This is a genomic window from Pseudomonas sp. P1_F1_2 (assembly GCF_056405815.1).
The window spans coordinates 55869-77120 of the sequence record NZ_JBFUBK010000044.1; the positions used below are offsets into that span (position 1 = coordinate 55869).

Below are 21252 nucleotides of genomic sequence, written 5' to 3' on the forward strand. Positions count from 1 at the left end.
CTGTTCTACCGTCCCTGCCCTGTTTTGATGTCGGAGAATCATTCCAATGAGCCAATGGCCAGACACCCGCATTCTTGACCTGCTTGGTATCGACGTGCCAATCATCCAGGCCCCCATGGCCGGCGCCAATGGATCGGCAATGGTCATCGCAGCGAGTAACGCCGGCGGTCTGGGCTCGATGCCTGCGGCCATGCTGAGCATCGAGCAACTGCGCGAGGAGCTGAAGACGATTCGCCAACACTGCCAGCGCCCATTCAACATCAACTATTTCTGCCATCAACCTCCGGCGCCTGATGAGCAGCGCGCCCGGGACTGGAAGCAACTGCTGGAACCTTACTACCGGGAGCTGGGCGTCGATTTCGAAGCACCGACGCCCGTTTCAAATCGAGCGCCGTTCGATGCCGCCGCCTGTGAGTTGGTCGAAGAGTTTCGCCCTGAAGTCGTGAGCTTTCACTTCGGCCTCCCGGAAAAATCCTTGCTGGATCGGGTAAAAGCCACCGGCGCGAAAATACTTTCCTCAGCCACTACCGTCGAAGAAGCTGTCTGGCTGGAACAGCATGGCTGCGACGCCATCATCGCCATGGGTTACGAGGCCGGTGGTCATCGCGGGATGTTCCTCAGCGAGGATCTGAGCAGCCAGGTGGGGACGTTCGCCTTGGTGCCTCAGATCGTTGATGCCGTGAAAGTACCGGTGATTGCTGCCGGCGGGATCAGTGATGCGCGAGGCGTTGCGGCCGCCTTCATGCTGGGCGCTTCGGCGGTACAGGTGGGCACTGCTTACTTGTTCACGCCAGAAGCCAAGGTCAGCAAGTCTCACTACACAGCGTTGCGCACGGCAAAAGAAAGCGAGACTGCCGTCACCAACATTTTCACAGGGCGCCCCGCCCGAGGAATTCTCAACCGGGTGATGCGCGAACTCGGGCCGATCAGCGATAAAGCGCCGACCTTCCCGCTCGCCGGCGGCGCGCTGATGCCGTTGCGAGCCAAGGACGAGGCAGACTTCAGCAACCTGTGGGCTGGCCAGGCGTTCCGATTGAGCGCTGAAATGACGACAGCAGAATTGACCCGACGCCTGGCAGAAGAAGCATTGGCCAAGCTGACCCGTCTATAAGACCAACCCTGTAGCCGCCGCCAAAGGTTGCGGCAGCGGCACAGGTTTATGCGACAAACCAACACGTTCCGTTTATAGGCATTTCGCTATATATTCTTTTATATAGCGATTACCCCCATTGCTGCACTCGCCTACCACGGAGCCATTTGATGACCAGTCGTGCCTCACGTTTTGCCCCTTCCTGCCTCGCCAGCCTGATCGCAGTCTTTGCTTTCGGCTCCGCCCACGCGGACGAAGTCCAGGTCGCCGTTGCTGCCAACTTTACTGCCCCGATCCAGGCCATCGCTGCCGATTTCGAGAAAGACACCGGGCACAAACTGGTCGCCGCGTACGGTGCAACTGGCCAGTTCTACACCCAGATCAAGAATGGCGCGCCGTTCGAAGTGTTCCTCTCGGCAGATGACACCACACCGCAAAAACTCGAAACCGAAGGCGACACGGTCAAGGGTTCCCGCTTCACTTACGCCATTGGCACCCTGGCGTTGTGGTCGGCCAAAGATGGCTACGTCGATGCCAAGGGCGACGTGCTGAAAAAGAACGAATACGCACACCTGTCCATCGCCAACCCCAAAGCCGCGCCTTACGGCCTGGCCGCCACTCAAGTACTGGCCAAGCTGGGCCTGACCGACAAGGTCAAGGACAAGATCGTTGAAGGCCAGAACATCACCCAGGCTTATCAGTTCGTTTCCACCGGCAACGCCGAACTTGGCTTTGTAGCCTTGTCGCAGATCTACAAAGACGGCAAAGTCACCAGCGGTTCGGCGTGGATCGTACCCGCCGACATGCATGACCCGATCAAACAAGACGCGGTGATCCTCAACAAAGGCAAGGACAACCCGGCTGCCAAGGCGCTGGTTGATTACCTCAAGGGGCCGAAAGCTGCCGCTGTCATCAAATCCTACGGTTACCAACTCTAAATGACGCTGACGAGTGCCGACTTCGCCGCCATCTGGCTGACCCTCAAACTGGCGTCCCTGACGACAGCCATTCTGCTAGTCATCGGCACTCCGATTGCGTTATGGCTGTCGCGCACCCGCTCCTGGTTTCGCGGCCCGGTCGGGGCGATCGTCGCCCTGCCCCTGGTCCTGCCGCCCACGGTGATTGGTTTTTATTTGTTACTGGTGCTAGGGCCTCACGGCGTTGTTGGCCAGTTCACTCAATCGCTGGGGCTCGGCACCCTGACATTCAGTTTTGCGGGGCTGGTCGTCGGCTCGGTGCTTTATTCAATGCCGTTCGTGATTCAGCCGCTGCAAAACGCGTTCTCCGCCATCGGCACTCGTCCGCTGGAAGTCGCCGCAACCTTACGTGCCAATCCGTGGGACACCTTCTTCAGCGTGATCCTGCCGCTGGCGCGACCCGGTTTTATCACCGCGGCGATTCTCGGATTCGCCCACACCGTCGGCGAGTTCGGCGTGGTGCTGATGATCGGCGGCAACATTCCGGACAAGACCCGCGTGGTTTCAGTGCAAATCTACGATCACGTTGAAGCCATGGAATACACCCAGGCCCATTGGCTGGCCGGGGCGATGCTGGTGTTCTCCTTTGCAGTATTGCTGGCGCTGTACTCCAGCCGTAAAACCAAAGCGGGCTGGAGCTGATCGATGATCGATATGCGTCTGAAACTCAGCTATTCGGGGTTCGCCCTGGACGTGGACTTGCAAATGCCCGGCCGTGGAGTGACGGCACTTTACGGACACTCGGGCTCGGGAAAGACCACTTGCCTGCGCTGTATCGCGGGCCTGGAGCGAGCCCAACAGGGTTTCATCCGGGTCAACGATGAGGTCTGGCAGGACAGCGAAAAGAAGATTTTTGTCCCGCCGCATAAGCGCGCGCTGGGTTATGTCTTCCAGGAAGCCAGCCTGTTTTCGCATCTGTCGGTGTTGGCGAATCTGGAATTTGGCCTCAAGCGCATCCCGAAACAACAGCGTCGGGTCGACATGGGTCATGCCACGGAACTGCTGGGAATCGGCCATCTGTTGGAGCGTCACCCGCAGCACCTTTCCGGTGGCGAACGGCAGCGAGTCGGCATCGCCCGTGCGCTGCTCACCAGCCCGCAACTGTTGCTGATGGACGAACCGCTGGCAGCGCTCGACAGTCAGCGAAAAAACGAAATCCTGCCGTACCTGCAACGCCTGCACGATGAACTGGAAATCCCGGTGCTGTACGTCAGTCACTCGCAGGATGAGGTGGCCCGACTGGCGGACCATATCGTCCTGCTCAGTGAGGGCAAGGCACTGGCCAGCGGCCCCATCGGCGAAACCCTCGCGCGCCTCGATCTGCCAATGGCGTTGGGCGACGACGCGGGTGTGGTGATCGAGGGGCACGTGAGCGCGTATGACGCCCACTATCAGTTGTTGACCTTGCAGTTGCCTGATACCGACCTGGGCATTCGCGTAGCCCATGCACCTATGCCGCTTGGCCAGGCACTGCGTTGCAAAGTTCAAGCGCGCGATGTCAGCCTGAGCCTGCGTGGCATCGAGCAAAGCAGCATCCTCAATCGCTTGCCGGTAACAGTCATCAGTGAAGTCGGTGCCGATAATGCCGCCCACGTGCTGATCCGCCTGAACGCTGCGGGCACGCCTTTGCTGTCACGCATCACCCGCTATTCTCGCGACCAGTTGGGGGTGCATCCCGGACAGCAGCTCTGGGCACAAATCAAAGCGGTGGCTGTCCTGGCTTGAATCCGCTGGCACGACGGCGAATGGGTGCGGTCAATGGCTGTATTGCCCCCCTGATTTGTCGTCGAGGATGACGCGCCATGGCCGATACCGCGCTGCCAGATGTATTGCCACCCGACCTGCACTATGTCGATGACACGCAGCCCGGAATCACCCGCAAACTATTGCGTGGAAAATTCAGCTACTTCGACCCTTCCGCTCAACGCATTACGGACCCGGACGAAATCAAACGCCTCAATGCCCTTGCCGTGCCGCCGGCGTATACGGAGGTGTGGATTTGCGCCGACCCACGCGGCCATCTGCAAGCCACCGGTCGCGACGCTCGCGGTCGCAAGCAATACCGCTACCACCCGCGCTGGCGTGAAGTGCGTGATGCCGATAAATACTCGCGCCTGCGGGACTTTGGCCGGGCGTTGCCAACCTTGCGTAAACAGCTCGAAACGTTGCTGGCGGCGCCCGGCTTCAGCCGAGACAAAGTCATGGCCACTGTCATCACCTTGCTCGATGCGACATTGATCCGGGTCGGAAACACGCAATACGCCCGGGACAATCGCTCCTATGGCCTGACCACCCTGCGCAGCCGTCACGTTGAAGTCAACGGCAGTGCGATCCGGTTCCAGTTTCGCGGCAAGAGCGGTGTCGAGCACCAGATCACAGTGAAAGACCGGCGCCTGGCACGCATCATCAAGCGCTGTCAGGACATTCCCGGGCAAAACCTGTTTCAGTATCTGGATGAAAACGGCGAGCGGCACACCATCAGTTCCGCCGACGTCAACGCCTACCTGCAAACCCTCACGGGCGCCGATTTCACTGCCAAGGACTACCGCACCTGGGCGGGCAGTGTGCTGGCGTTGTCCGTGTTGCGCGACATGCCGTGGGAACCGGAGTCGGAAGCGAAACGGCAAGTCGTGGAGATGGTCAAAAACGTCGCCAGGCAACTGGGCAACACGCCTGCGGTGTGCCGAAAATGCTATATCCATCCGGCAGTGTTCGACGCCTTTTGGCTAGGAGCCTTGGCTGAACTGCCCCGACCCAGGTTGCGTAAAGGGCTCAGGCCAGAGGAAGTCGGGCTGGCAATGTTCCTTGAGCGAATGATCGCCACTGCTGAAGCGACGAACTGACCTGTCTATTTTTTGCACGATCACAAAGAACTTCTATAGTTGATCTGAACAAGAATTAGCTACGGTGACGCCATGGAAGACATTTTCGTTGTGAAGCGATGCAACAAGATCATCATTCATGGTCGCCGAGCCGGAGAAGCGGGTCACCCGCCACCCGACGCTGCCGTCTGGTATCGCATCGCCGACACTCGCACCCAGGGTTTCATCGGCGATGGCTACGATTCTGAAGCGGATGCCAGAAAAGAATGCCAACGGCTCAATGCCACGTCGCAACTGATGGTCCGTCAAGGTTGATGACCATTCACCCGTCTGCTGCGGGACTATACTGAGAAATAGCTGAAGGATCAGTGACCCCATCGGCAGACAGCTCGCACCCAGCGGGCTTTTTGCTGCCAATTGCCAGGTTCTTCAACGGAGGTGTTTGCCATGTCCGAAAAAGAGTCCATCACCACCCTCCTCACCCTGCTTGACTCCCGCCAGGCTCGCCTTGCTGCCGCGTGCAAGGAAATTGCCGACTGGGTCGATCATCAAGGAGGGCACCCTACAGCCCTCAGAATTCGTGACCGGCTGAACGACATCGAAAAAGACACGCCTCTGATTCGAAACACGCTGTCGTCGTTGAAACCTGTCGACCCGCCCCTCCCACGGTTCAGATGATTCGATCCGGACACGCGACGCGAGAACAGGGCCTGTTTCAGGGCACATGAACGGCGACCTCATCGTCACCGTGTTCGCCCCTGCCTGAGTATCTGCCGCTCCCCCAACCCGGCCTTGCGCTGGGCTTTTTTTGCTCGCAACACAGCGATCGAACGCTGTCGTTCGCCAGGGGTCAAACCATCACACGTCGCGAAGGAGACGTACCATGGTCACCCACTTCAAAGTCAGCGGGCATCTGGCCTGCGGTCACAAGGGCAGCAACCTCACTTCCACCCAGGAATTGAATCGGGTGAAATGCCGAAGCTGCCGAAACACCGATGCGTACAAGGAAGCGCGCAAGGCCCAGCGCAATGCAGCACGCCGTGCCGCACGCAAGACCAAAGCCACTCACACCGCCAATGATTGGCGTGCCGCCTGGGTCGAACGGCTCTCCGCCATGGCCGGGTTGCAAAGACTGCCTCGTGGTTTTGCCGGCCAACCTTTTGTTTAACAGGCTCAGTTGACAGCAGGGTCGACTTCGCTCGACCCGGTGCTGCCCAAAGCATCGCTTGCGGGTGCCATGATTTCCGCGAGCGACATGCGTTTGAACGCATCCACCAGTCGCCGCCCCTCTTCAGGTTCGCAGGTGATGGCCAACCGCATGGTCGCTTCACCCAGTTGCCAGATTAAAAAAGCGGCATCCGCAACGCGCTGCACATCACTGCCTGGAAATACCCGCAGCATCGCATCGGTCAGTAGCCGGCCCGCCACACGACTCTCTTCCAACTCCAGCGCCACCAATTGCTTGTCGGCCTGCATCCCCGACCAGATATCACGCATCGCGGGCTCTGCCTGAACAATGTCGAAGTATTGATCGAGCAGGTTCGCATAGGCCTCGCGCAACCCTGCCGCGTCCTGAACCGCTGCCAGCGCGGCAGCGATACACCGGCGACTCTCGGCGTTATAGCGCTCGGCCAGTGTGCGGATCACCGAGCTCTTGTCTGGAAAATACTGATAAAGCGACCCGATCGATATCTCCGAGCGCTCGGCAATTTCACTCATCTTTAACGAATCGCTGCCCTTGGTCGCGATCAGCTGCGTTGCCACGGCAAGGATTCGCTCCAGCCGCTCGCGACTACGTTGTTGCGTGGGATTACGTCGCGCTGGCTCTGAAATGGTTTTCTCGAGCCCGGTGGTGGCTTTCTTCGGCACTGGCGTGATTCTCGATTAATAAGGTGACAAGCGCTCACCTTAGCACCGCCTATCCACACACCCAAGAAGATGGCCATACGTCGGTTTCCGTTCTGACGTTGGTTGACGGCAGAACATGAGCATCTATCATCTTTTTAACATGAGTATTGCTCACATTAAATCGACGGAGATGAATGCGATGAACACCACCCAAAAAACCATCCTCATTCTCGGTGGCACGGGGAAAACAGGCCGGCGAATCCTCCAGCAATTGCAATCGGCTGGACGCCCGGTGGTCTCGGGTTCTCGTGGTGCAAATCCGCCCTTTGACTGGGAGGATCGAATCACCTGGGATGCGGCGCTTGATGGCGTTGATGCCGTTTACATCTCCTTTCAGCCGGACCTCGCCGTTCCTGGCGCCGTCGAAACGGTCCAGGCGTTTACCGACCTGGCCGTCAAACGTGGCGTGAGCAAACTGGTGCTGTTGTCCGGGCGCGGAGAAGCCGAAGCTGAACAAGCCGAACGCGTCATACAAAACAGCGGTGTCGACTGGACGATCTTGAGAGCCAGCTGGTTCTTCCAGAACTTCAGCGAAGCGCATTTTCTGGAGCCCATTCTTCAGGGCGAACTCGCCCTACCCGTCGGCAATATCGCGGAGCCCTTTGTCGACGTGGAGGATATTGCCGAGATTGCTGTCCAGGCGCTGACCGAACCTGGACACTCACGCCAGCTTTATGAGCTGACGGGCCCACAGGCGCTGACGTTCGCCGAGGCGGTCAATCAGATCGCTCAAGCGACCGGTCGCGATATCCGCTTCCTCGCCGTGCCGCCGCAAGCCTATAAAGAGGCCTTGGAACAGGAGCAATTTCCCGCCGGGTTAATCGACCTGGTGCTGTACCTCTTCACCACCGTGCTCGACGGGCGCAATACCCCCCTTGCCGATGGCGTCCAGCGCGCACTGGGCCGTCCGGCACGCGACTTTACCGATTATGTTCGGCGCACTGCAGCGACGGGTGTCTGGGCGAATGAAGGATGAGCAACACATTCGCTGCGCACTCAAAATGAGGTCAATACCTGTTCGGTCATGCCGACCTTGACGACACGGCTCGCAACACCCGGACACAAATGCGCAATCAGCACCTTGACCGAAGTCAAAACTTCACCTGCTCACCGTAGGCAAAATTGTTCGCGGCCGGAATAGCACATCGGCTGTTAACCCGCGCCGCGACAATACGAGAGCACCTGTTAGTCGTACACCGGTAGATCAACCTGAACAGATGAGCCTATGAAAGACTCCATTCGCTACGCCGACTACATGCATATGATCGGAGCCGGTCGCCGCGAAATCCCCATGCGTGAACTGGTGTCCGCCCCCGTTCGCGATGCCGATGGCCGCTGGCAGGCCGCGCCCCACAAAACGGCGAAATTACGAGCTGGCGAGATCGCCGCCATCCTCAAGCCTTATCTCAATGTCCGGCTGATGGAGCAGGTTCGCGCCGTGGTGCCCTTGGCCCTGTACCTGGTGCTGTTTCAGATCATCATCTTGCGCCAGTTGGTGGAGGATTCGCTGCTTGTCACGGGCGGCTTGTTCGCCGTGATCGTCGGGCTGATGTTGTTTATGGAAGGGCTGAAACTCGGCCTGATGCCTTTCGGCGAAATAATCGGCAGCAACCTTCCGCGCAAGTTATCCCTGCCTGTGGTGTTGCTGGTTACCCTGCTGCTGGGTATCGGGGTGACTTTCGCCGAACCCGCTATCGGCGCGCTGCGCGCCGCTGGGCAGAACGTTTCTGCGCAGCGCGCCCCCTACCTCTGGGCGATACTCAACCAATGGACCAGCGAACTGGTCCTGGTTGTGGGGGCCAGCGTCGGTCTGGCCGCTGTAACCGGTACGCTGCGCTTCCTCTACGGCTGGAGCTTGAAGCCGTTGATCTATTTATCGCTGGCGCCCGTGCTGTTGCTGACGGTGTACATGTCCAGTGACCCTGAGCTTGCGAAAGTTATCGGCTTGGCTTGGGATGCTGGCGCGGTCACCACCGGGCCGGTCACTGTACCGCTGGTGCTGGCGCTGGGCATCGGCATCGCGGCTGCCGCCGGCAAGGGCGGTTCCGGGCTGTCCGGGTTCGGTATTGTCACCTTGGCTTCGCTGTTTCCCGTCATCGGGGTAATGCTGCTGGGCCTGTACGTGGCGGCTATCTCCTCGCCGGCGGAAATCGTCGCCGCCGCGCAAGCCGCTACCGAGGCCGGACAACTGGCGGCACCCTGGCACGAAGTCAGCCCCGGACTGGAGATTGTTTCGGGACTGCGGGCCATCGTGCCTTTGGTGATATTCCTGATGGTTGTGCTGAAACTGCTGTTGCGCCAGAACCTGCCGCGGCGCGGCGAGATCCTTCTCGGTATCGCACTCACCGTGGTGGGCATGTGCGTGTTCAATCTCGGGTTGACCTACGGTCTGTCGAAGCTGGGAGGAAGCGCGGGGTCGCTGATTCCGGCGGCCTTCATGCAGACACCCGGCGCGGACAACTCCCCGCTCTATATCTATCAAGTGGGACTGGTGCTGGCCTTGGCGTTCGCCTGGGTGCTCGGGTACGGGGCAACCGTCGCCGAGCCTGCGCTGAATGCGCTCGGCGTCACCGCCGAAACCCTTACCAACGGTTTTATCCGCAAGCGCAGCCTGATACGTGCTGTATCGATAGGCGTCGCCTGCGGTATTGCCGTAGGTGTGGCCAAACTGGTGTTCGGCCTGCCACTGGTCTGGCTGGTGGTGCCGCCCTATTTAATCGCTGTGGTACTGACGGTTTTTTCGACCGAAGAGTTCGTCAATGTGGCCTGGGATAGCGCCGGTGTCACCACGGGGCCCATCACCGTGCCGCTCGTTCTGGCCATGGGGCTGGGGCTGGGCAATGCCACTAACGCAGTCGAGGGTTTCGGCATTCTTTGTATGGCATCCGTCGGTCCTGTCATCAGCGTCATGCTGCTCGGACAGTGGGCCCGTTTCCAGCTGTGGAGACAGACAAAGGCCGCCACACAACAGCCTGCAAATCAATTATTGAACACCGGAGAAGCGGGATGAAAGCTGAAGGGATTACCTACCTGACTGACGTTGCACTGATCACCTGCATTGTCCCCGTCGGGCGTGCCGACCTGGTGATCCGTGCGGCGCAGGGCATGGGCGCACCAGGCGCCATTGTCTACCACGCCCACGGTCTTGGCCCCCGTGAGCGGCACGGCCTGCTCAGCATCGCCATCGATGCGGAGAAAGAAGTGGTCAGTCTGCTGGTCGCGGCCGACTATCAAGACGCAGTACTCGAGGCCATCTACCACGCGGCCAACCTGGATGTTCCCGGTGCGGGCATGATCTATGCGACACCCGTGGAAAAAGTCGCCACCTACATTCCCCGCGAAATGCTGGAACAAGGGAGTGCCTCATGAGCGTGGCGGTTGCGGGTATTCCGGGCGGCGCGGCAAAACTCATTACCTGCGTGTTGCCCGACGATGGTACGGAACGCAGGCTGCTACTGCTGTTGCAAGAGGCGCATGGCATTACGCGCGCGGACAGCGTGAGTTGCCGCGGCGTGGCCGTACTGCAGGCCGCCAAAGCCCCCCGCAACGAGGTGCCGGAGGCGGTTCTCTCCCGGGTGGTCAACGTGGTGGTGGATGAAGCCCAGGCCGAGACGGTGTTCGACTTCATTTGCACACACGCCGGGCTGACCGAGCCGGGCAGAGGCTCGGTGTACATGATTGCGTTAAATTTCGCGACGCCACTGGTGATGCCTACGGACGCAACGCAATAACGCAGCGCGAGGTTTAGGACTCTTAGGTCAGGTCGCTTAGTACCGATAGGTAGCCTGCACTGAAACTCCATTCGCACTGTTGTCGTAGTTGGCACTGTATTCAGGTTGAACACCGGAGTTGTTCGGTTGCTTTACGGAAACTTTGGAATCCCAGAGATAACCATAAGCGAAGTCTATCGTCAGATCGGAATTCGGTGAGTAAGCCCCCCCCAAAGTCACGGCTTGGCGATTCCCAACCGGAATGCGCACGCTGCGATCGGCATTTCTGATTGGCGACGGGTCATAGGCGTAGCCTGCGCGCAACAGCCATTGTTGGTTCAATTGATAGGAGGCGCCAACTGCAGTGCTCCACGTGTCGCGCCAGTTCATTTCTTCGATCACACTTCCCAGGCCAGCCGCCTGACCCACGGGGGAAAGACCGCCGTTGATTGCCTCGACCTTCTGGATCCGGCTCCAACGTTTCCAAGTGGTCCCCAGATAGCCCGTCCAGCGACTATTGAAATGATGGGTGATAGACGTGTCCACGGATTCGGGCATAGTGAGGTCAATCTTGTTGTCATACTTTCCGTCCAGAGGGATCACGCTCGGGGAGCCAGAAACCTCAGTATGCCCTTCGAGTTCATAGTCCACCTTCGAGTGATAGTTGATCCCCCAACGGGTTGCCTCAGTAAAGTCAACCAAGATGCCTACGTTGTAGCCGAGTGCTGTGTCATCGCCTTTGATGGTGACCAGTGTGTCCTCGCCGTTGTTCAGGGCGCCGGTGGCCAGGTAGTTTTGAAGCTTTGCATTGAAGTGGTTTATGGTCGGTCCGCCACCAATGGACACGTAATCATTGATCCGCCAGGCAATGGTGGGCTGAAGGGTAATCTCCTTTGTCGTGCTATAGGAACCATGGTAGCGGCCCTGAAAAGTGCTCTCGTAATCATTGATCAGACCACTCGGAGCATAGAGACCCAGGCCAATCGAAAAACGATCGTCAAGTGGCGTCGACATATAAGCGAAGGGCACAACTCCCAACGGCACGGAGTCCCCTTTATTCGTTCCTGTGGCACTGCTCTGTGCATCACTGATGTCGTCGCTCACCGAAACGACCGCCGCACCACCGGAAATCTCAGTGCGCTTCAACTTGGTCAAACCTGCGGGATTTCCATAGATGGTGCTGGCGTCCAGCGCGGAAGATGACCTTCCCGCATAAGCAGTTCCCGCACTGCTTGCACTTTGTTCGTTTAAGGCAATGCCATTGGCGCTGGCAATAGTGGAGGCACTGAGTAGTGCGATGGCGCTGCTGAATTTAATCCAGACAGCACACTTACGCTGAGCAGAGAGACACGGGATCACGCGGCTATTCAGTTTCATTTTCCACCTCTTGTTTATTGTTTTTGTTGATTGCACGCAGGCAAGGCTTCGCCGTCCTGTGCACTTCTCAGTGCCGGCTGGAGTTGATCGATGGTGTGTAAAACACCCTGGCTGAACAGCGCCAGGGAATGACTGCTGGACTTACAGACTGCGAATCAGGAACTCAATTAATCCACTCGACTTGAAAGCTGTAACGCCCCAAAAGCGGAGCCAAGACTTCCTGGCCAGTGCCGGCCCTGACGCAGGCAACCTGCCCACGACGATTGTCCTGCACGACTTCAACAGCAATATCCGAAAGCCCCAGACGTTCGACTTCCTGCAGGACTACTTTGGCAATCTCCCGCTGCTGCAAAGCCGGCTTGAATATCTTGCCCACGGCCGTCAGTGGCAGCGCGTTGAGGATTTCAATGCGCTTGGGAACTGCTGCCCGCTCGCTGATGTTGTGATGTGCGAATATCTGGAGCTCTTCGGCGTTGCACACTTGTCCGGGGCGTAGTTGAACGTACGCAACCGGCACCTCGCCCGAGTAGGCATCGGGGCTGCCGATTGCAGCGGCCAAGGCGACGGCGGGATGCGTCTGAAGAGCCTCCTCGATTTGCTTGGGATCGATGTTGTGGCCACCACGGATGATCAGTTCCTTCTTGCGTCCGGTCAGCCAGAAGTAACCTTGCGCATCCTGGCGACCCAGATCGCCTGTATTCAGCCAGCGCTGACCGTCGATATCGATCCAGAGGCCCTGATTATGACGCTCCTCCAGATAACCCTCGAAGAGGTTCGGACCACTGATCGTGATGAGGCCGATCTCATCCACGTTGGCGTCGCGCAGGTACTCTCCCGAATCATTGAGCAGGACCGCGCGCATATTCTGGTAGGCGATCCGCATCCCGATGGAGCCGATATGGCGCTCGCCATGGGGTGGATTGATTGAAGAGACGCAGGCACCCTCGGTAAGACCGTAACCTTCAAGGATCCTCACCCCGGTGCGGCGCTCGAACTCCCGGAAAAGCTCAGCCGGCATCGGTGCGGCGCCACACATGGCAAAGCGAAGACTGGACAGATCCCGGCCCTGCCATTCATTTTGCAGAAGTGCGGCATAGACAGTTGGCACGCCGGAAAAGAGGTTGATGCCGAAGTGCTCGACCATCTCCCAGAATCGTGGGATCACCCCCTCGCCCCGATACCCCTGAGGCGTCCCGAGGATCACATGGTCGCCTTGAGTCCAAGGCATCAGCCCAGTCACCAGCTGGCCATTGACATGAAACAGCGGCAGGCCACAAAAAACAACCTGGCCACCACTGCGTGGCTGCAAGTGAGCCGCTACGGCCCATGCGTTGAATACTTCCGAGCCATGAGTACGCGCGGCGATCTTGGGGAGCCCGGTAGTGCCGCCCGTACAGATGTAGGAGGCGCACTCATCCTGACGAATTTGTCGACCGCTCTTCAGGTGTGTGTGCGGCTGAGTGTTCATCAGCGATTGCCAATCGTGGATCGCGATGCCGCTGTGTAAGTCTCGTTCCTTCAGCGCCACGGCTTTCAGAGCTCCACGTACAGGTTGCGCGACATAGGGCTCCATGCTGACCCAGACAACAGACTTGACCGTGGGCAACTGATTCAGCTGCGACGCCAATTTGGGCCACAGGTCACTGCCCGCCATCGGCGCGAGCGTCACCACCACGGATGCCTTCGCGGCATTCAACAAGCCAGCCAACTGCTTGGCTTCAAGCAGAGGATTGATCGCCATGGCAATCCCCGCCGCCTCCCCGCCCCATAGAGTGAAGTGGGTTTCCGGCAGGTTGGGCAGGATGAAGGCAATCACCTCGCCCGGTTTTATGCCCAGGTCATGGAAGGCATTTGCCGCGCGGGTGATATCCGCGAAAAGATGGGAGTAGTTCCACTTGTAGGTGCGTTTGAAATCGGCGGCATCGGCGAAGAAACTGAGCGCTGGTGCCTCGGGGGAGCGCTCGGCCGCCTGACGCAGAACTTCATAAGTGCTGCTAGCCAGGCCACGCTCCGACAAGGGGACGCGTTCGAGGCTTTCGATGTCATCCAGGGTCTGCACTACCATCAGGCTTCCCCCACGACGCGGTTGCGTTGTACGCCGAGGTCGATCACACCGTCGGCGCTGCGAATGCGCGCCTCGACCACGTCACCGACCTTGAGATACTGCGTCCGGCCTTCCTGCGCCTTGAGGAAAAGCTTCCACTTGGTGGCTTCGGGCAGCAGGGCTGCAATGCGCATTTTGGCAGGCGAAGGGATCGTCAGGGCACAGCCGGCAGGCGTACCGGTGGCGATCAGGTCTCCAACGGCGAGATCTTGCAAGGCGGAGAGTTCAGTCAAGGTTTCAGCGGGGCCGTAAACCAGATTGGCCGTGCTGTCGTTCTGTCGCACCTGGTCGTTGACTGTCAGGCGTAGCTGCAGTGCTTTCAGGTAATGCATGCTCTTGGCATCCAGAAGGCAGAGGTACGGGCCGACCGGGCCGAAAGTGCGGTAGCTCTTGCCTTTGTAAAACTGCATCTGGGGAATCTGAATGTCACGAGCCGAGTAGTCGTTGACAATGACGACGCCTGCTATGAACTCATGCAGATTGGCGTCTGTGACAGCAATAGCGCCGGTGATTGAGCGCTTCATCACAAGACCCAGTTCGATCTCGTAGTCAAGGAAGCGCACGTGGCGCGGTTTGATGAGGTCGCTGTCAGCCGCCACCAGGCAACTCGTCGCCTTGGTGAAGATCATATTGAATTTCTTCGCATCCGGGTCCATGCCCGACTCGATCATGTGCTGGCGGTAATTGGCACCCTGGCAGACGAACTGCTGGTTACGGGTTACCGGAGACAGCAGTTTTACTTCACCCTCCTCCAACTCCGAACCTTTCAGTTGAGCGAGGTCGTCGATACTGTTCTGGCGAATGAAGTCGCCGGTGGTTTCAAAGACACCGGGAACAACTGTGATACGGCCCTGGCGTAGCACGCCCCAATGGATACCATTCTGAAATTCAAAGCGGACTACGTGTACTGCAGACATTGAAGGCACTCCTGGAGCGGTGTTTTCCCCGTGCTCGATGGCACGAGAATTCTGGTGTTGTTCTGAGGGCGGGCTGGTAACGCTGTAAACCATCGAGACGCCGGCGATCACAGCGCCGGCTTTGAGCACATCGCGCCGGCCATATCTGATTGAACGGCCTGACATGGCGACAGCTCTACCCGAACATCCGCATGAGTGTTACCAACTTTCGAATGGTCAGGTCCGGGCTGCGTCGCAGGTTGCGGATCAGCAGTAGCAGATTGGCCAGGCTCATCTTGGGTTTGGTAAAACTCTTGGGCATGCGCTGCCCCCACTGCGCCATTGCCTCGGGGCTGACCGGATGAATGCCCGTAGGCCGAGTGGCCGTGAAAAGATCCCCGTCGCAGTAGTGCTCGTGCTTGTCACCCCAAGGGTCTTGCCAGTAATCGAAGATCTGACTGCCCAGAATGTGTCGGCCGATACCCCATGAGTGCTCCCAGCCGCGGTCGCGTAAAACGCGCTGCCCCATGCCCACGGCGTCTGCATCGACGACTTCATAGGCGCTATGGCTGTAGGTAGCCATGAACCCTTGCGCAATCGCGAGCGTGTGGTGATCCGCGGGAATGTCACCGAGATCAAGGCGCATGAAAGTGACGATAGGCGTGCCATCGGGAAGTACCTGCACATCGCTGGGAATAAACCCGAAATGCTGCGTATACCAGGCACAGGTTGCTTGATAGTCGGCCACTTCAATGACGATGTGGCCAAGCTTGAGGACTTCAGGGGGAGCAATCGGCGGGCGCTGCGTGGCGTTGATTCGCGGTTGTTCCGTCGCCAGATTCCAGTTGAGAGGAGTTCTATGGGCCAGCGTCTTGCATGGCGTCTGGTCGCAGACGGCTTCCACAATGAACCCAGAAGGATCCGTCAGTCTGACGTAATACCCTTTACCAGGATGTTCCGATTTCTCGACCGATGACGCACCCGGGATTCGAGTGAGCTTTTCCAGTTCGTCCAGAGACTGCACGGCAAGTCCGAACCCGATGAAACGTGCATGTTCGGCCCGTTGGACACGGTAACAATATGCAGTGGCGTCAGTGGCCCGCATATAGAGCGTATCGGCCTCCTGCCGACTTACCGCCAGGCCGAAGTCAGTCAGGAACCGCGCCGCCTCATCCAAGTCCGGCCGCTGGAAGATCAGGTGCGTCAGATCCCGGGCCTTGACCGTCGGCTGAGGATGCCGGGCGGGCTGTTGCGTCGCCAACCGATGCAATTCGATTTTATTGTTCATTGTTCTTGTTTTCCGGTTTTTTAGGGCAAAGCTGTCCCGAACCCCTGAAAATCCAGGGGTTTATCCAGTCAAGTCAGTTACGGATTTAGTCGAGAGATGAAAGTGCCGGCAACTCCATGGTCGCCAACGCACGCGCCTCCTCTGACGGCACACCCAATGCCCGCAGTACCAGCTCGGCGGTATCAGAGCCCGCCTCGCGCCACGTCCGGTGACCTTCCAGTACCAGGAAAATCGAGCCGAGTACGCTGCTCGATATCAGCGTCAGTACCGAGAGCAATTGCTCCTGCGCAAACGTGTAGCGCCCAGTGGTAAGCCCGCTCAGGAGATCCCTGGTCGCCTGGCTGCTGAACATTTCGCGCAACGCAGAATTGCTCATGGCAAATTTATGGATGAACGCGCCCCACTGGGAGTCTTCGTGCGCTCGGCGAATGAAGAATCGAATGCCATTGGCCAGGCGATGAGCAGGATCCGTGAGGGAATTGAAGCTCTTGTTGACGCGTTCATGCATCTCCCTCGCGAGATGACTGGCAACCGCCTCGAACAGGCTTTCCATGCTGTCGATGTTGCTATAGACCGTTCCGCGCGCCACGCCTGCCTCTTGTGCGAGGTCGAGAATATTCACTTGTGAGGTGCCTTTTTCAGCGAACAGGCGAAAGGCGGCTTGATGAATGCGGCGTTGTGTTGGATTCAGGGATTCCAYGGTTCTCTCTCCAGGATTACCTTATGGGTTGATTGAACACTCGTGTTCATTTTACGTCAACCATATTTTTTAGCATGTTGGTTTCTCTGTCTGAATAATGGGCTTAAACCTATATAATCCGATTGTCTTGATCGATGATGGCGGGTCAGAAAAAGTGCTGCACATTGACACAACTGAACACGCATGTTCAATTATGTTGACTGACTCTTTATCAGCTGAAGGACAGAACATGACCGGCTCAAATCTCTTCAAACCGCTTCGATTGCCCAACGGCACGGTGATTCCAAACCGGATCGCCAAGGCTGCCATGGAGGAGAACCTTGCCAATGAGGATCACGCTCCAGGGGAAGCGCTGGTCAAGCTCTATCGGAGTTGGGCGGAGGGTGGTGCCGGTCTGATCATCACCGGCAACGTCATGGTTGACCGTCACGCCTTGACCGGCCCCGCTGGTGTAGTGCTTGAGGATGATCGGAACCTGGGCAAATTCAAGCTTTGGGCCGAGGCTTGCCGCAGCCGTGGGGCCCAGGCCTGGATGCAAATCAATCATCCCGGACGGCAGCTGTTGGCTTCAATGGGGCAATCGGCAAGGGGGCCTTCCGCAGTGGCGGTCGATATCCCCGGACTTTCAAAAGCGTTTGTGCCGCCCAGGGCTTTAGAGGAGCAGGAGATCGAAGAACTGATCGAGCGCTATACCCAAGCGGCGGTGCTGGCCGAGCGCGCCGGATTCACCGGCGTGGAGGTTCATGCAGCGCATGGCTACCTGTTCAGCCAATTCCTTTCGCCCTTGACCAATCGGCGCGAAGACCGCTGGGGCGGTAGCCTGGAAAACCGCGCGCAAATTGTATTGAAAACCATCGACGCAATACGTCAGCGAGTGGCACCGATCTTTTGCGTCGCCGTGAAGCTCAACTCCGCGGACTTTCAGCGTGGCGGGTTCAATGCCGAGGACGCGGCTCGCGTGGTGGAAATGCTTAACGAGAAGGCGGTCGACCTGGTCGAATTGTCGGGTGGCAGCTACGAAAGCCCGGCCATGCAGGGACAGACCCGCGATGGCAGCCGCTTGGCGCGAGAAGCCTATTTTCTTGAGTTCGCGGAGAAAATAGGAGAAATAGCGTGCATGCCGCTGATGGTCACCGGCGGCGTGCGTAGAAAGGAGGTCGCCGAGCGAGTGGTGAGCGGTTCGGTGTCGATGGTCGGACTTGCTACTGCGTTAGCAATCGAGCCAGCCCTGCCGAAACAGTGGATGGCGGGTCGCGACATTAAAGTGGAGCCCATCGTCGTCCGATGGAAGAACAAGACGTTGGCGTCKCTTGCCGTGGCGTCGGTGATCAAGAAGCAACTCGGCTTGCTGAGCCAAGGAAAACGGACAAACCCCGCGACGTCGCCACTCATGGCGTTGATCGGCAATCAGTTGAAGGCTCGTCGCCAGGCGAAGAGCTATCGGCGATGGATTGATCAAGCCTGGCAAAAGGATGACATCCGTTCAGACCGGTAGCGGCTTGCCGGCAATCTTCCTGGCTCTGGCAGGCGTGACGCCCAGAGCCTGGAGAACCATTTCGGCAACCCGCAGATCGTGCTCAGCCACTGCCCGCCCCTCGACAACCGAGCGCATGGCTCCGGTTGTGCACGACAAGACAATATCCAGGGCGACCCCTTCGTCCTCGTATGCAAACGTGCCCGCTCGCTGTCCCTCACGCAGATCGCCCAGTACATGGTCAGCCAGACGCGAGCGCATTGCCTGGTCGAAATGGATAATGCGCAGCAGCGCATTCGCCCATTGCTGGTCGGCCGCGGCCCGGCATACAAACATGCGCACGCCGATCGAAAGCCTCTGTGCGCCGCAGTGCACGTCCCTGCTCATGGCGGAAATGGCATCGGAGAACTCGGCGGCCATGGCGATGCCCACCGCCTCCAATACCTCGTCGCGAGTTCGAAAATAATTGTAGATGGTGCCGTTGGATACCGCTGCTTCCGCGGCGACCTCGAGCAATGCGATCTCCCCCACTTCCTTACGTGCGATAAGGCGTAATGCCGCGTCCACGAGACCGCGACGGGTGCGCTCACGTTTCTTGTGACCTCTCGTTAGAGGTTCTGGCGCGTCAGATTCTAAAGGAAGAGTGGGGGAATGCATTATCAAGCTCGCAATCTAATGGGCTGGTTGATGGTAATGGAAACGCTGTCCGGAGTGGCGTCTTTGCCGGCCAGCAAGCGCCTGCAGTCCTGAAGGAGATTGCCTGCCTCTGCGCCAGGGGCGTGGTGCATGATGATACGGTCGGGGCGAACCGCGACGAGCGTTCCCTTGGCAGCCAGCGGCAGGATCTCATGGTTCATGTCTTCGATGAAGTCACAGCTGCCGCCGGAGCGTTGGCCGCGAGCTCTGACCTCTAAAAAGTGACCTCCCATTTTTTCCCAGGAAACGATCTGATCAGGGGTCAGCAGTGACAACGGGTCAACACCGAATCCAACCAGGGTCAGGTTGTCTCCAAGCGCATCGTCGCTCAGTTTGATCTGCTTTTGCAGGTTGCGTATCCAGGTCTGGGGAAACAAGCTGCCGCGCACCAGTTTATCGCCCCGGCGATGCTGTACGAACAGGCCGTGCTTGAAGGTGTTCTTCGGCTTGATGTCCAACTGTTCGAAGTACCTCCTGGTAGCGGGAGTCAACGCCAGCGTACGCATCAGGCCGTGGATAAAGAATGCGGCGATCTTGTTCTTGGGCATCACCAGGCGCCCCATGAGTTTCGCCAGATTGATCATCGCCTGGGCGTGGGGACGGCGTTCTACGTCATAGGTCTCAAGTATTGCAGGCGTGGCATGGCCGCGAAGGACCCAAGCCAGTTTCCAGGCAAGGTTGGAGCCATCCCGAAGTCCCGCGACGAGACCTTGCCCGACAAAAGGGGGCGTGATGTGCGCGGCGTCGCCGGCGAGAAAAACGCGCCCCTGGCTGAATCTGTTGCAGCAGCGAGCGTGGAATCGATACACCGCCTTGCGCTCGATTTCCAGTTCTTGCGGGTTGATCCATGGCGCGATCAGCCGGGCTATGCTTTCCGGGCTTTCCAGCTCTTCCCGGGACTCGCCGGATTGCAGCATGAACTCCCAACGCTCCCTGCCGCCGGGTGCCGGCATGTGCGGCGTTGGGCGCAGCGGATTACAAAGAAACTCAATGTGATCAATCGCTGACTTATGCCGGTTCTTGACGTCGACAATCAGCCAATCCTCCGCATAGGTCTGTCCTTCGAACTCCTGACCAATCAGCGCTCTGACCCTGGAACTGGCGCCGTCCGCACCGATCAGGTACTGGGCGCGGACAGTATGCGAGTGCCCATTTTGATCCCGTACGGTGGCGACCACGCCCTGCGCTTCTTCGACCAGACTCTCCAGCTCGAAACCACCCAGGCTGGTCACTGATTTCAGCCGGGAAACCTGGCCACGCATCGCTCGTTCGAGGTCGGGTTGATAGAACGTCACAAGCTTGGGATGGCCGTCGATACACCCCTCGGTATTGGCTCGACCGAATTGCCCGAGTACCGGTGAGTGCATCTTCACTTCAGGGATGACGATCTTCTCGAAAGCGTCTTCCGACAAACCTGCGAGTTGCAGGATGCGTAGCGCCTCGTTGTCCAGGGCAATGGCACGAGGCATCAGTACGATTTCATGGAGCTTATCCAGCACCAGGGTCGTAACCCCGTAGCGGCCGAGCAGCGCCGCGATTGTTGCACCAACCGGACCGTATCCGACGACCAGCACGTCAACGGCGGAGGGAGGCAATTCGGAATCTTTCTTGTTGTTGTTCATTTCGAGCCCTTGTTGTGATTGAAGTCGTGAGGCGCGCAGGTCTCATCGTCAGGCAGACTCAAGGTATGCAATATTGAGAGATATTTCAATATTGATGTTTTTGTCATTAATTTTTGAGATCATTGAAAAACCGTGATGTGACCGACCGGACGAGCTGAGATAAAGGCGTCAGTGGCCGCGTTAAGGCGCGTGGCGTGAAGTTGCACGTGTGCCAGTTTCCGACCGACGACGCTTGGCTTCAGAGCCGATCAGCGTTGTCATGTCAGCAATGGACCAGGACGGCAGGAACATTTTTTTCAACGCTGAATCCCGTGCGAAACTTCAACGCACTACCCTGTTTCAAGTCTTTAGGAATCAACCGTGGCGCGTCCGCAGCCCCATCCGTCCCCTGCCCTGCTTGACTTTGGCGAGTTCGAACTCAACGAGACTAACGCTTGCCTGTTGCGTGATGGGCAAGCGGTGGCGTTGGCGCCGACCCCCTTTCTGTTGTTATGCGTGCTCGCCCGCCAGCCGGGGTCGTTGGTATCCAAAGACGCCTTGCTGGATGCCGTGTGGGGGCATCGGTTTGTCAGCGATTCTGTCCTGAAG

Annotated in this window: 22 protein-coding genes; 14 read left to right on the forward strand and 8 right to left on the reverse strand. The window is 58.5% G+C overall.

Annotated elements, in window-relative coordinates; genetic code table 11:
* Window positions 1-46: 46 nt before the first annotated feature.
* From AC1D2P_RS15125 to AC1D2P_RS15160, 8 genes are all read left to right on the forward strand, one after another.
* Window positions 47-1111, forward strand: a complete 1065-nt coding sequence (locus AC1D2P_RS15125; protein ID WP_258668263.1) for an NAD(P)H-dependent flavin oxidoreductase — start codon at window positions 47-49, stop codon at window positions 1109-1111.
* 149 nt (window positions 1112-1260) lie between these two features.
* Window positions 1261-2028: a molybdate ABC transporter substrate-binding protein gene (modA, locus tag AC1D2P_RS15130; RefSeq protein ID WP_109784747.1), complete on the forward strand. Its 768-nt coding sequence runs from the start codon at window positions 1261-1263 to the stop codon at window positions 2026-2028.
* Window positions 2029-2709: a molybdate ABC transporter permease subunit gene (gene modB / locus AC1D2P_RS15135; RefSeq protein WP_109784746.1), complete on the forward strand. Its 681-nt coding sequence runs from the start codon at window positions 2029-2031 to the stop codon at window positions 2707-2709.
* Window positions 2710-2712: 3 nt separating this feature from the next.
* The gene (gene modC / locus AC1D2P_RS15140) at window positions 2713-3792 is read left to right on the forward strand and encodes a molybdenum ABC transporter ATP-binding protein (protein WP_109784745.1); all 1080 of its coding nucleotides are present in this window, start codon (window positions 2713-2715) and stop codon (window positions 3790-3792) included.
* Window positions 3793-3869: 77 nt separating this feature from the next.
* A complete protein-coding gene (locus AC1D2P_RS15145) occupies window positions 3870-4910 on the forward strand; it encodes a DNA topoisomerase IB (RefSeq protein ID WP_109784744.1) in 1041 nt (346 codons plus the stop codon).
* A gap of 72 nt (window positions 4911-4982) precedes the next feature.
* Window positions 4983-5204, forward strand: a complete 222-nt coding sequence (locus tag AC1D2P_RS15150) for a hypothetical protein (RefSeq protein WP_046027392.1) — start codon at window positions 4983-4985, stop codon at window positions 5202-5204.
* Window positions 5205-5336: 132 nt separating this feature from the next.
* Complete coding sequence (locus tag AC1D2P_RS15155; RefSeq protein ID WP_007946177.1) at window positions 5337-5567, forward strand: hypothetical protein; 231 nt, start codon at window positions 5337-5339, stop codon at window positions 5565-5567.
* A 205-nt stretch (window positions 5568-5772) separates the two neighbouring features.
* Window positions 5773-6057, forward strand: coding sequence for a hypothetical protein (locus tag AC1D2P_RS15160; RefSeq protein ID WP_046027393.1), 285 nt, complete (start codon window positions 5773-5775; stop codon window positions 6055-6057).
* Between the two features lie 5 nt (window positions 6058-6062).
* Here AC1D2P_RS15160 and AC1D2P_RS15165 read toward each other — a convergent pair whose 3' ends face one another.
* Complete coding sequence (locus AC1D2P_RS15165; RefSeq protein ID WP_477757290.1) at window positions 6063-6758, reverse strand: TetR/AcrR family transcriptional regulator; 696 nt, start codon at window positions 6756-6758, stop codon at window positions 6063-6065.
* Window positions 6759-6936: 178 nt separating this feature from the next.
* Between AC1D2P_RS15165 and AC1D2P_RS15170 the strand changes: the two genes are divergently transcribed.
* The 4 genes from AC1D2P_RS15170 to AC1D2P_RS15185 all read left to right on the forward strand — a co-directional run bounded on the left by AC1D2P_RS15170 (window position 6937) and on the right by AC1D2P_RS15185 (window position 10528).
* Window positions 6937-7773, forward strand: coding sequence for an NAD(P)H-binding protein (locus AC1D2P_RS15170; protein ID WP_477757398.1), 837 nt, complete (start codon window positions 6937-6939; stop codon window positions 7771-7773).
* A gap of 249 nt (window positions 7774-8022) precedes the next feature.
* A complete protein-coding gene (locus tag AC1D2P_RS15175) occupies window positions 8023-9807 on the forward strand; it encodes a DUF1538 domain-containing protein (protein WP_109784741.1) in 1785 nt (594 codons plus the stop codon).
* Entirely contained in the window at window positions 9804-10166 is a 363-nt protein-coding gene (locus AC1D2P_RS15180; RefSeq protein WP_077430220.1) for a P-II family nitrogen regulator, read from the forward strand. Before AC1D2P_RS15175 ends, AC1D2P_RS15180 begins: the two co-directional genes overlap by 4 nt.
* The gene (locus AC1D2P_RS15185) at window positions 10163-10528 is read left to right on the forward strand and encodes a hypothetical protein (protein ID WP_258668259.1); all 366 of its coding nucleotides are present in this window, start codon (window positions 10163-10165) and stop codon (window positions 10526-10528) included. The genes AC1D2P_RS15180 and AC1D2P_RS15185 overlap by 4 nt, the downstream gene beginning before the upstream one ends.
* Window positions 10529-10564: 36 nt before the next feature.
* Here AC1D2P_RS15185 and AC1D2P_RS15190 read toward each other — a convergent pair whose 3' ends face one another.
* The 5 genes from AC1D2P_RS15190 to AC1D2P_RS15210 all read right to left on the reverse strand — a co-directional run bounded on the left by AC1D2P_RS15190 (window position 10565) and on the right by AC1D2P_RS15210 (window position 16872).
* Window positions 10565-11884 (reverse strand): outer membrane protein transport protein, encoded by a 1320-nt coding sequence (locus AC1D2P_RS15190; RefSeq protein WP_477757289.1) that lies wholly within the window; start codon window positions 11882-11884, stop codon window positions 10565-10567.
* A gap of 163 nt (window positions 11885-12047) precedes the next feature.
* Window positions 12048-13949: an acyl-CoA synthetase gene (locus tag AC1D2P_RS15195; RefSeq protein ID WP_477757288.1), complete on the reverse strand. Its 1902-nt coding sequence runs from the start codon at window positions 13947-13949 to the stop codon at window positions 12048-12050.
* Window positions 13949-14905, reverse strand: a complete 957-nt coding sequence (locus AC1D2P_RS15200) for a fumarylacetoacetate hydrolase family protein (RefSeq protein WP_109784738.1) — start codon at window positions 14903-14905, stop codon at window positions 13949-13951. Before AC1D2P_RS15200 ends, AC1D2P_RS15195 begins: the two co-directional genes overlap by 1 nt.
* Before the next feature lie 175 nt (window positions 14906-15080).
* Window positions 15081-16172 (reverse strand): VOC family protein, encoded by a 1092-nt coding sequence (locus AC1D2P_RS15205; RefSeq protein WP_046027402.1) that lies wholly within the window; start codon window positions 16170-16172, stop codon window positions 15081-15083.
* An 85-nt stretch (window positions 16173-16257) separates the two neighbouring features.
* Window positions 16258-16872 (reverse strand): TetR/AcrR family transcriptional regulator, encoded by a 615-nt coding sequence (locus AC1D2P_RS15210; RefSeq protein ID WP_046027403.1) that lies wholly within the window; start codon window positions 16870-16872, stop codon window positions 16258-16260.
* Between the two features lie 229 nt (window positions 16873-17101).
* Here AC1D2P_RS15210 and AC1D2P_RS15215 point away from each other — a divergent pair, with 229 nt between their 5' ends.
* Window positions 17102-18367: an NADH:flavin oxidoreductase/NADH oxidase family protein gene (locus AC1D2P_RS15215; protein WP_258668332.1), complete on the forward strand. Its 1266-nt coding sequence runs from the start codon at window positions 17102-17104 to the stop codon at window positions 18365-18367.
* Here AC1D2P_RS15215 and AC1D2P_RS15220 read toward each other — a convergent pair.
* Both AC1D2P_RS15220 and mhpA read right to left on the reverse strand, forming a co-directional pair.
* Complete coding sequence (locus AC1D2P_RS15220) at window positions 18356-19003, reverse strand: TetR/AcrR family transcriptional regulator (protein WP_046027405.1); 648 nt, start codon at window positions 19001-19003, stop codon at window positions 18356-18358. The genes AC1D2P_RS15215 and AC1D2P_RS15220 overlap by 12 nt on opposite strands.
* A 2-nt stretch (window positions 19004-19005) precedes the next feature.
* Window positions 19006-20664 carry a bifunctional 3-(3-hydroxy-phenyl)propionate/3-hydroxycinnamic acid hydroxylase MhpA gene (gene mhpA / locus AC1D2P_RS15225; RefSeq protein ID WP_109784735.1) on the reverse strand — a complete coding sequence of 553 codons (1659 nt, stop codon included), beginning with the start codon at window positions 20662-20664 and terminating at the stop codon, window positions 19006-19008.
* Between the two features lie 360 nt (window positions 20665-21024).
* Here mhpA and AC1D2P_RS15230 point away from each other — a divergent pair.
* The coding region (locus tag AC1D2P_RS15230; RefSeq protein ID WP_477811487.1) for a winged helix-turn-helix domain-containing protein at window positions 21025-21252 on the forward strand (228 nt) is incomplete at its 3' end.

What these genes read in the sequence shown, in the direction of transcription:
- AC1D2P_RS15155 (WP_007946177.1), top strand. Translation starts at nt 5,337, where the DNA reads ATGTCCGAAAAAGAGTCCATCACCACCCTCCTCACCCTGCTTGACTCC.
- AC1D2P_RS15205 (WP_046027402.1), bottom strand. Translation starts at nt 16,172, where the DNA reads ATGAACAATAAAATCGAATTGCATCGGTTGGCGACGCAACAGCCCGCC.
- AC1D2P_RS15220 (WP_046027405.1), bottom strand. Translation starts at nt 19,003, where the DNA reads ATGCATTCCCCCACTCTTCCTTTAGAATCTGACGCGCCAGAACCTCTA.
- AC1D2P_RS15195 (WP_477757288.1), bottom strand. Translation starts at nt 13,949, where the DNA reads ATGGTAGTGCAGACCCTGGATGACATCGAAAGCCTCGAACGCGTCCCC.
- mhpA (WP_109784735.1), bottom strand. Translation starts at nt 20,664, where the DNA reads ATGAACAACAACAAGAAAGATTCCGAATTGCCTCCCTCCGCCGTTGAC.
- AC1D2P_RS15175 (WP_109784741.1), top strand. Translation starts at nt 8,023, where the DNA reads ATGAAAGACTCCATTCGCTACGCCGACTACATGCATATGATCGGAGCC.
- AC1D2P_RS15180 (WP_077430220.1), top strand. Translation starts at nt 9,804, where the DNA reads ATGAAAGCTGAAGGGATTACCTACCTGACTGACGTTGCACTGATCACC.
- AC1D2P_RS15185 (WP_258668259.1), top strand. Translation starts at nt 10,163, where the DNA reads ATGAGCGTGGCGGTTGCGGGTATTCCGGGCGGCGCGGCAAAACTCATT.
- AC1D2P_RS15200 (WP_109784738.1), bottom strand. Translation starts at nt 14,905, where the DNA reads ATGTCTGCAGTACACGTAGTCCGCTTTGAATTTCAGAATGGTATCCAT.
- modC (WP_109784745.1), top strand. Translation starts at nt 2,713, where the DNA reads ATGATCGATATGCGTCTGAAACTCAGCTATTCGGGGTTCGCCCTGGAC.
- modA (WP_109784747.1), top strand. Translation starts at nt 1,261, where the DNA reads ATGACCAGTCGTGCCTCACGTTTTGCCCCTTCCTGCCTCGCCAGCCTG.
- AC1D2P_RS15170 (WP_477757398.1), top strand. Translation starts at nt 6,937, where the DNA reads ATGAACACCACCCAAAAAACCATCCTCATTCTCGGTGGCACGGGGAAA.
- AC1D2P_RS15145 (WP_109784744.1), top strand. Translation starts at nt 3,870, where the DNA reads ATGGCCGATACCGCGCTGCCAGATGTATTGCCACCCGACCTGCACTAT.
- AC1D2P_RS15125 (WP_258668263.1), top strand. Translation starts at nt 47, where the DNA reads ATGAGCCAATGGCCAGACACCCGCATTCTTGACCTGCTTGGTATCGAC.
- AC1D2P_RS15190 (WP_477757289.1), bottom strand. Translation starts at nt 11,884, where the DNA reads ATGAAACTGAATAGCCGCGTGATCCCGTGTCTCTCTGCTCAGCGTAAG.
- AC1D2P_RS15150 (WP_046027392.1), top strand. Translation starts at nt 4,983, where the DNA reads ATGGAAGACATTTTCGTTGTGAAGCGATGCAACAAGATCATCATTCAT.
- modB (WP_109784746.1), top strand. Translation starts at nt 2,029, where the DNA reads ATGACGCTGACGAGTGCCGACTTCGCCGCCATCTGGCTGACCCTCAAA.
- AC1D2P_RS15160 (WP_046027393.1), top strand. Translation starts at nt 5,773, where the DNA reads ATGGTCACCCACTTCAAAGTCAGCGGGCATCTGGCCTGCGGTCACAAG.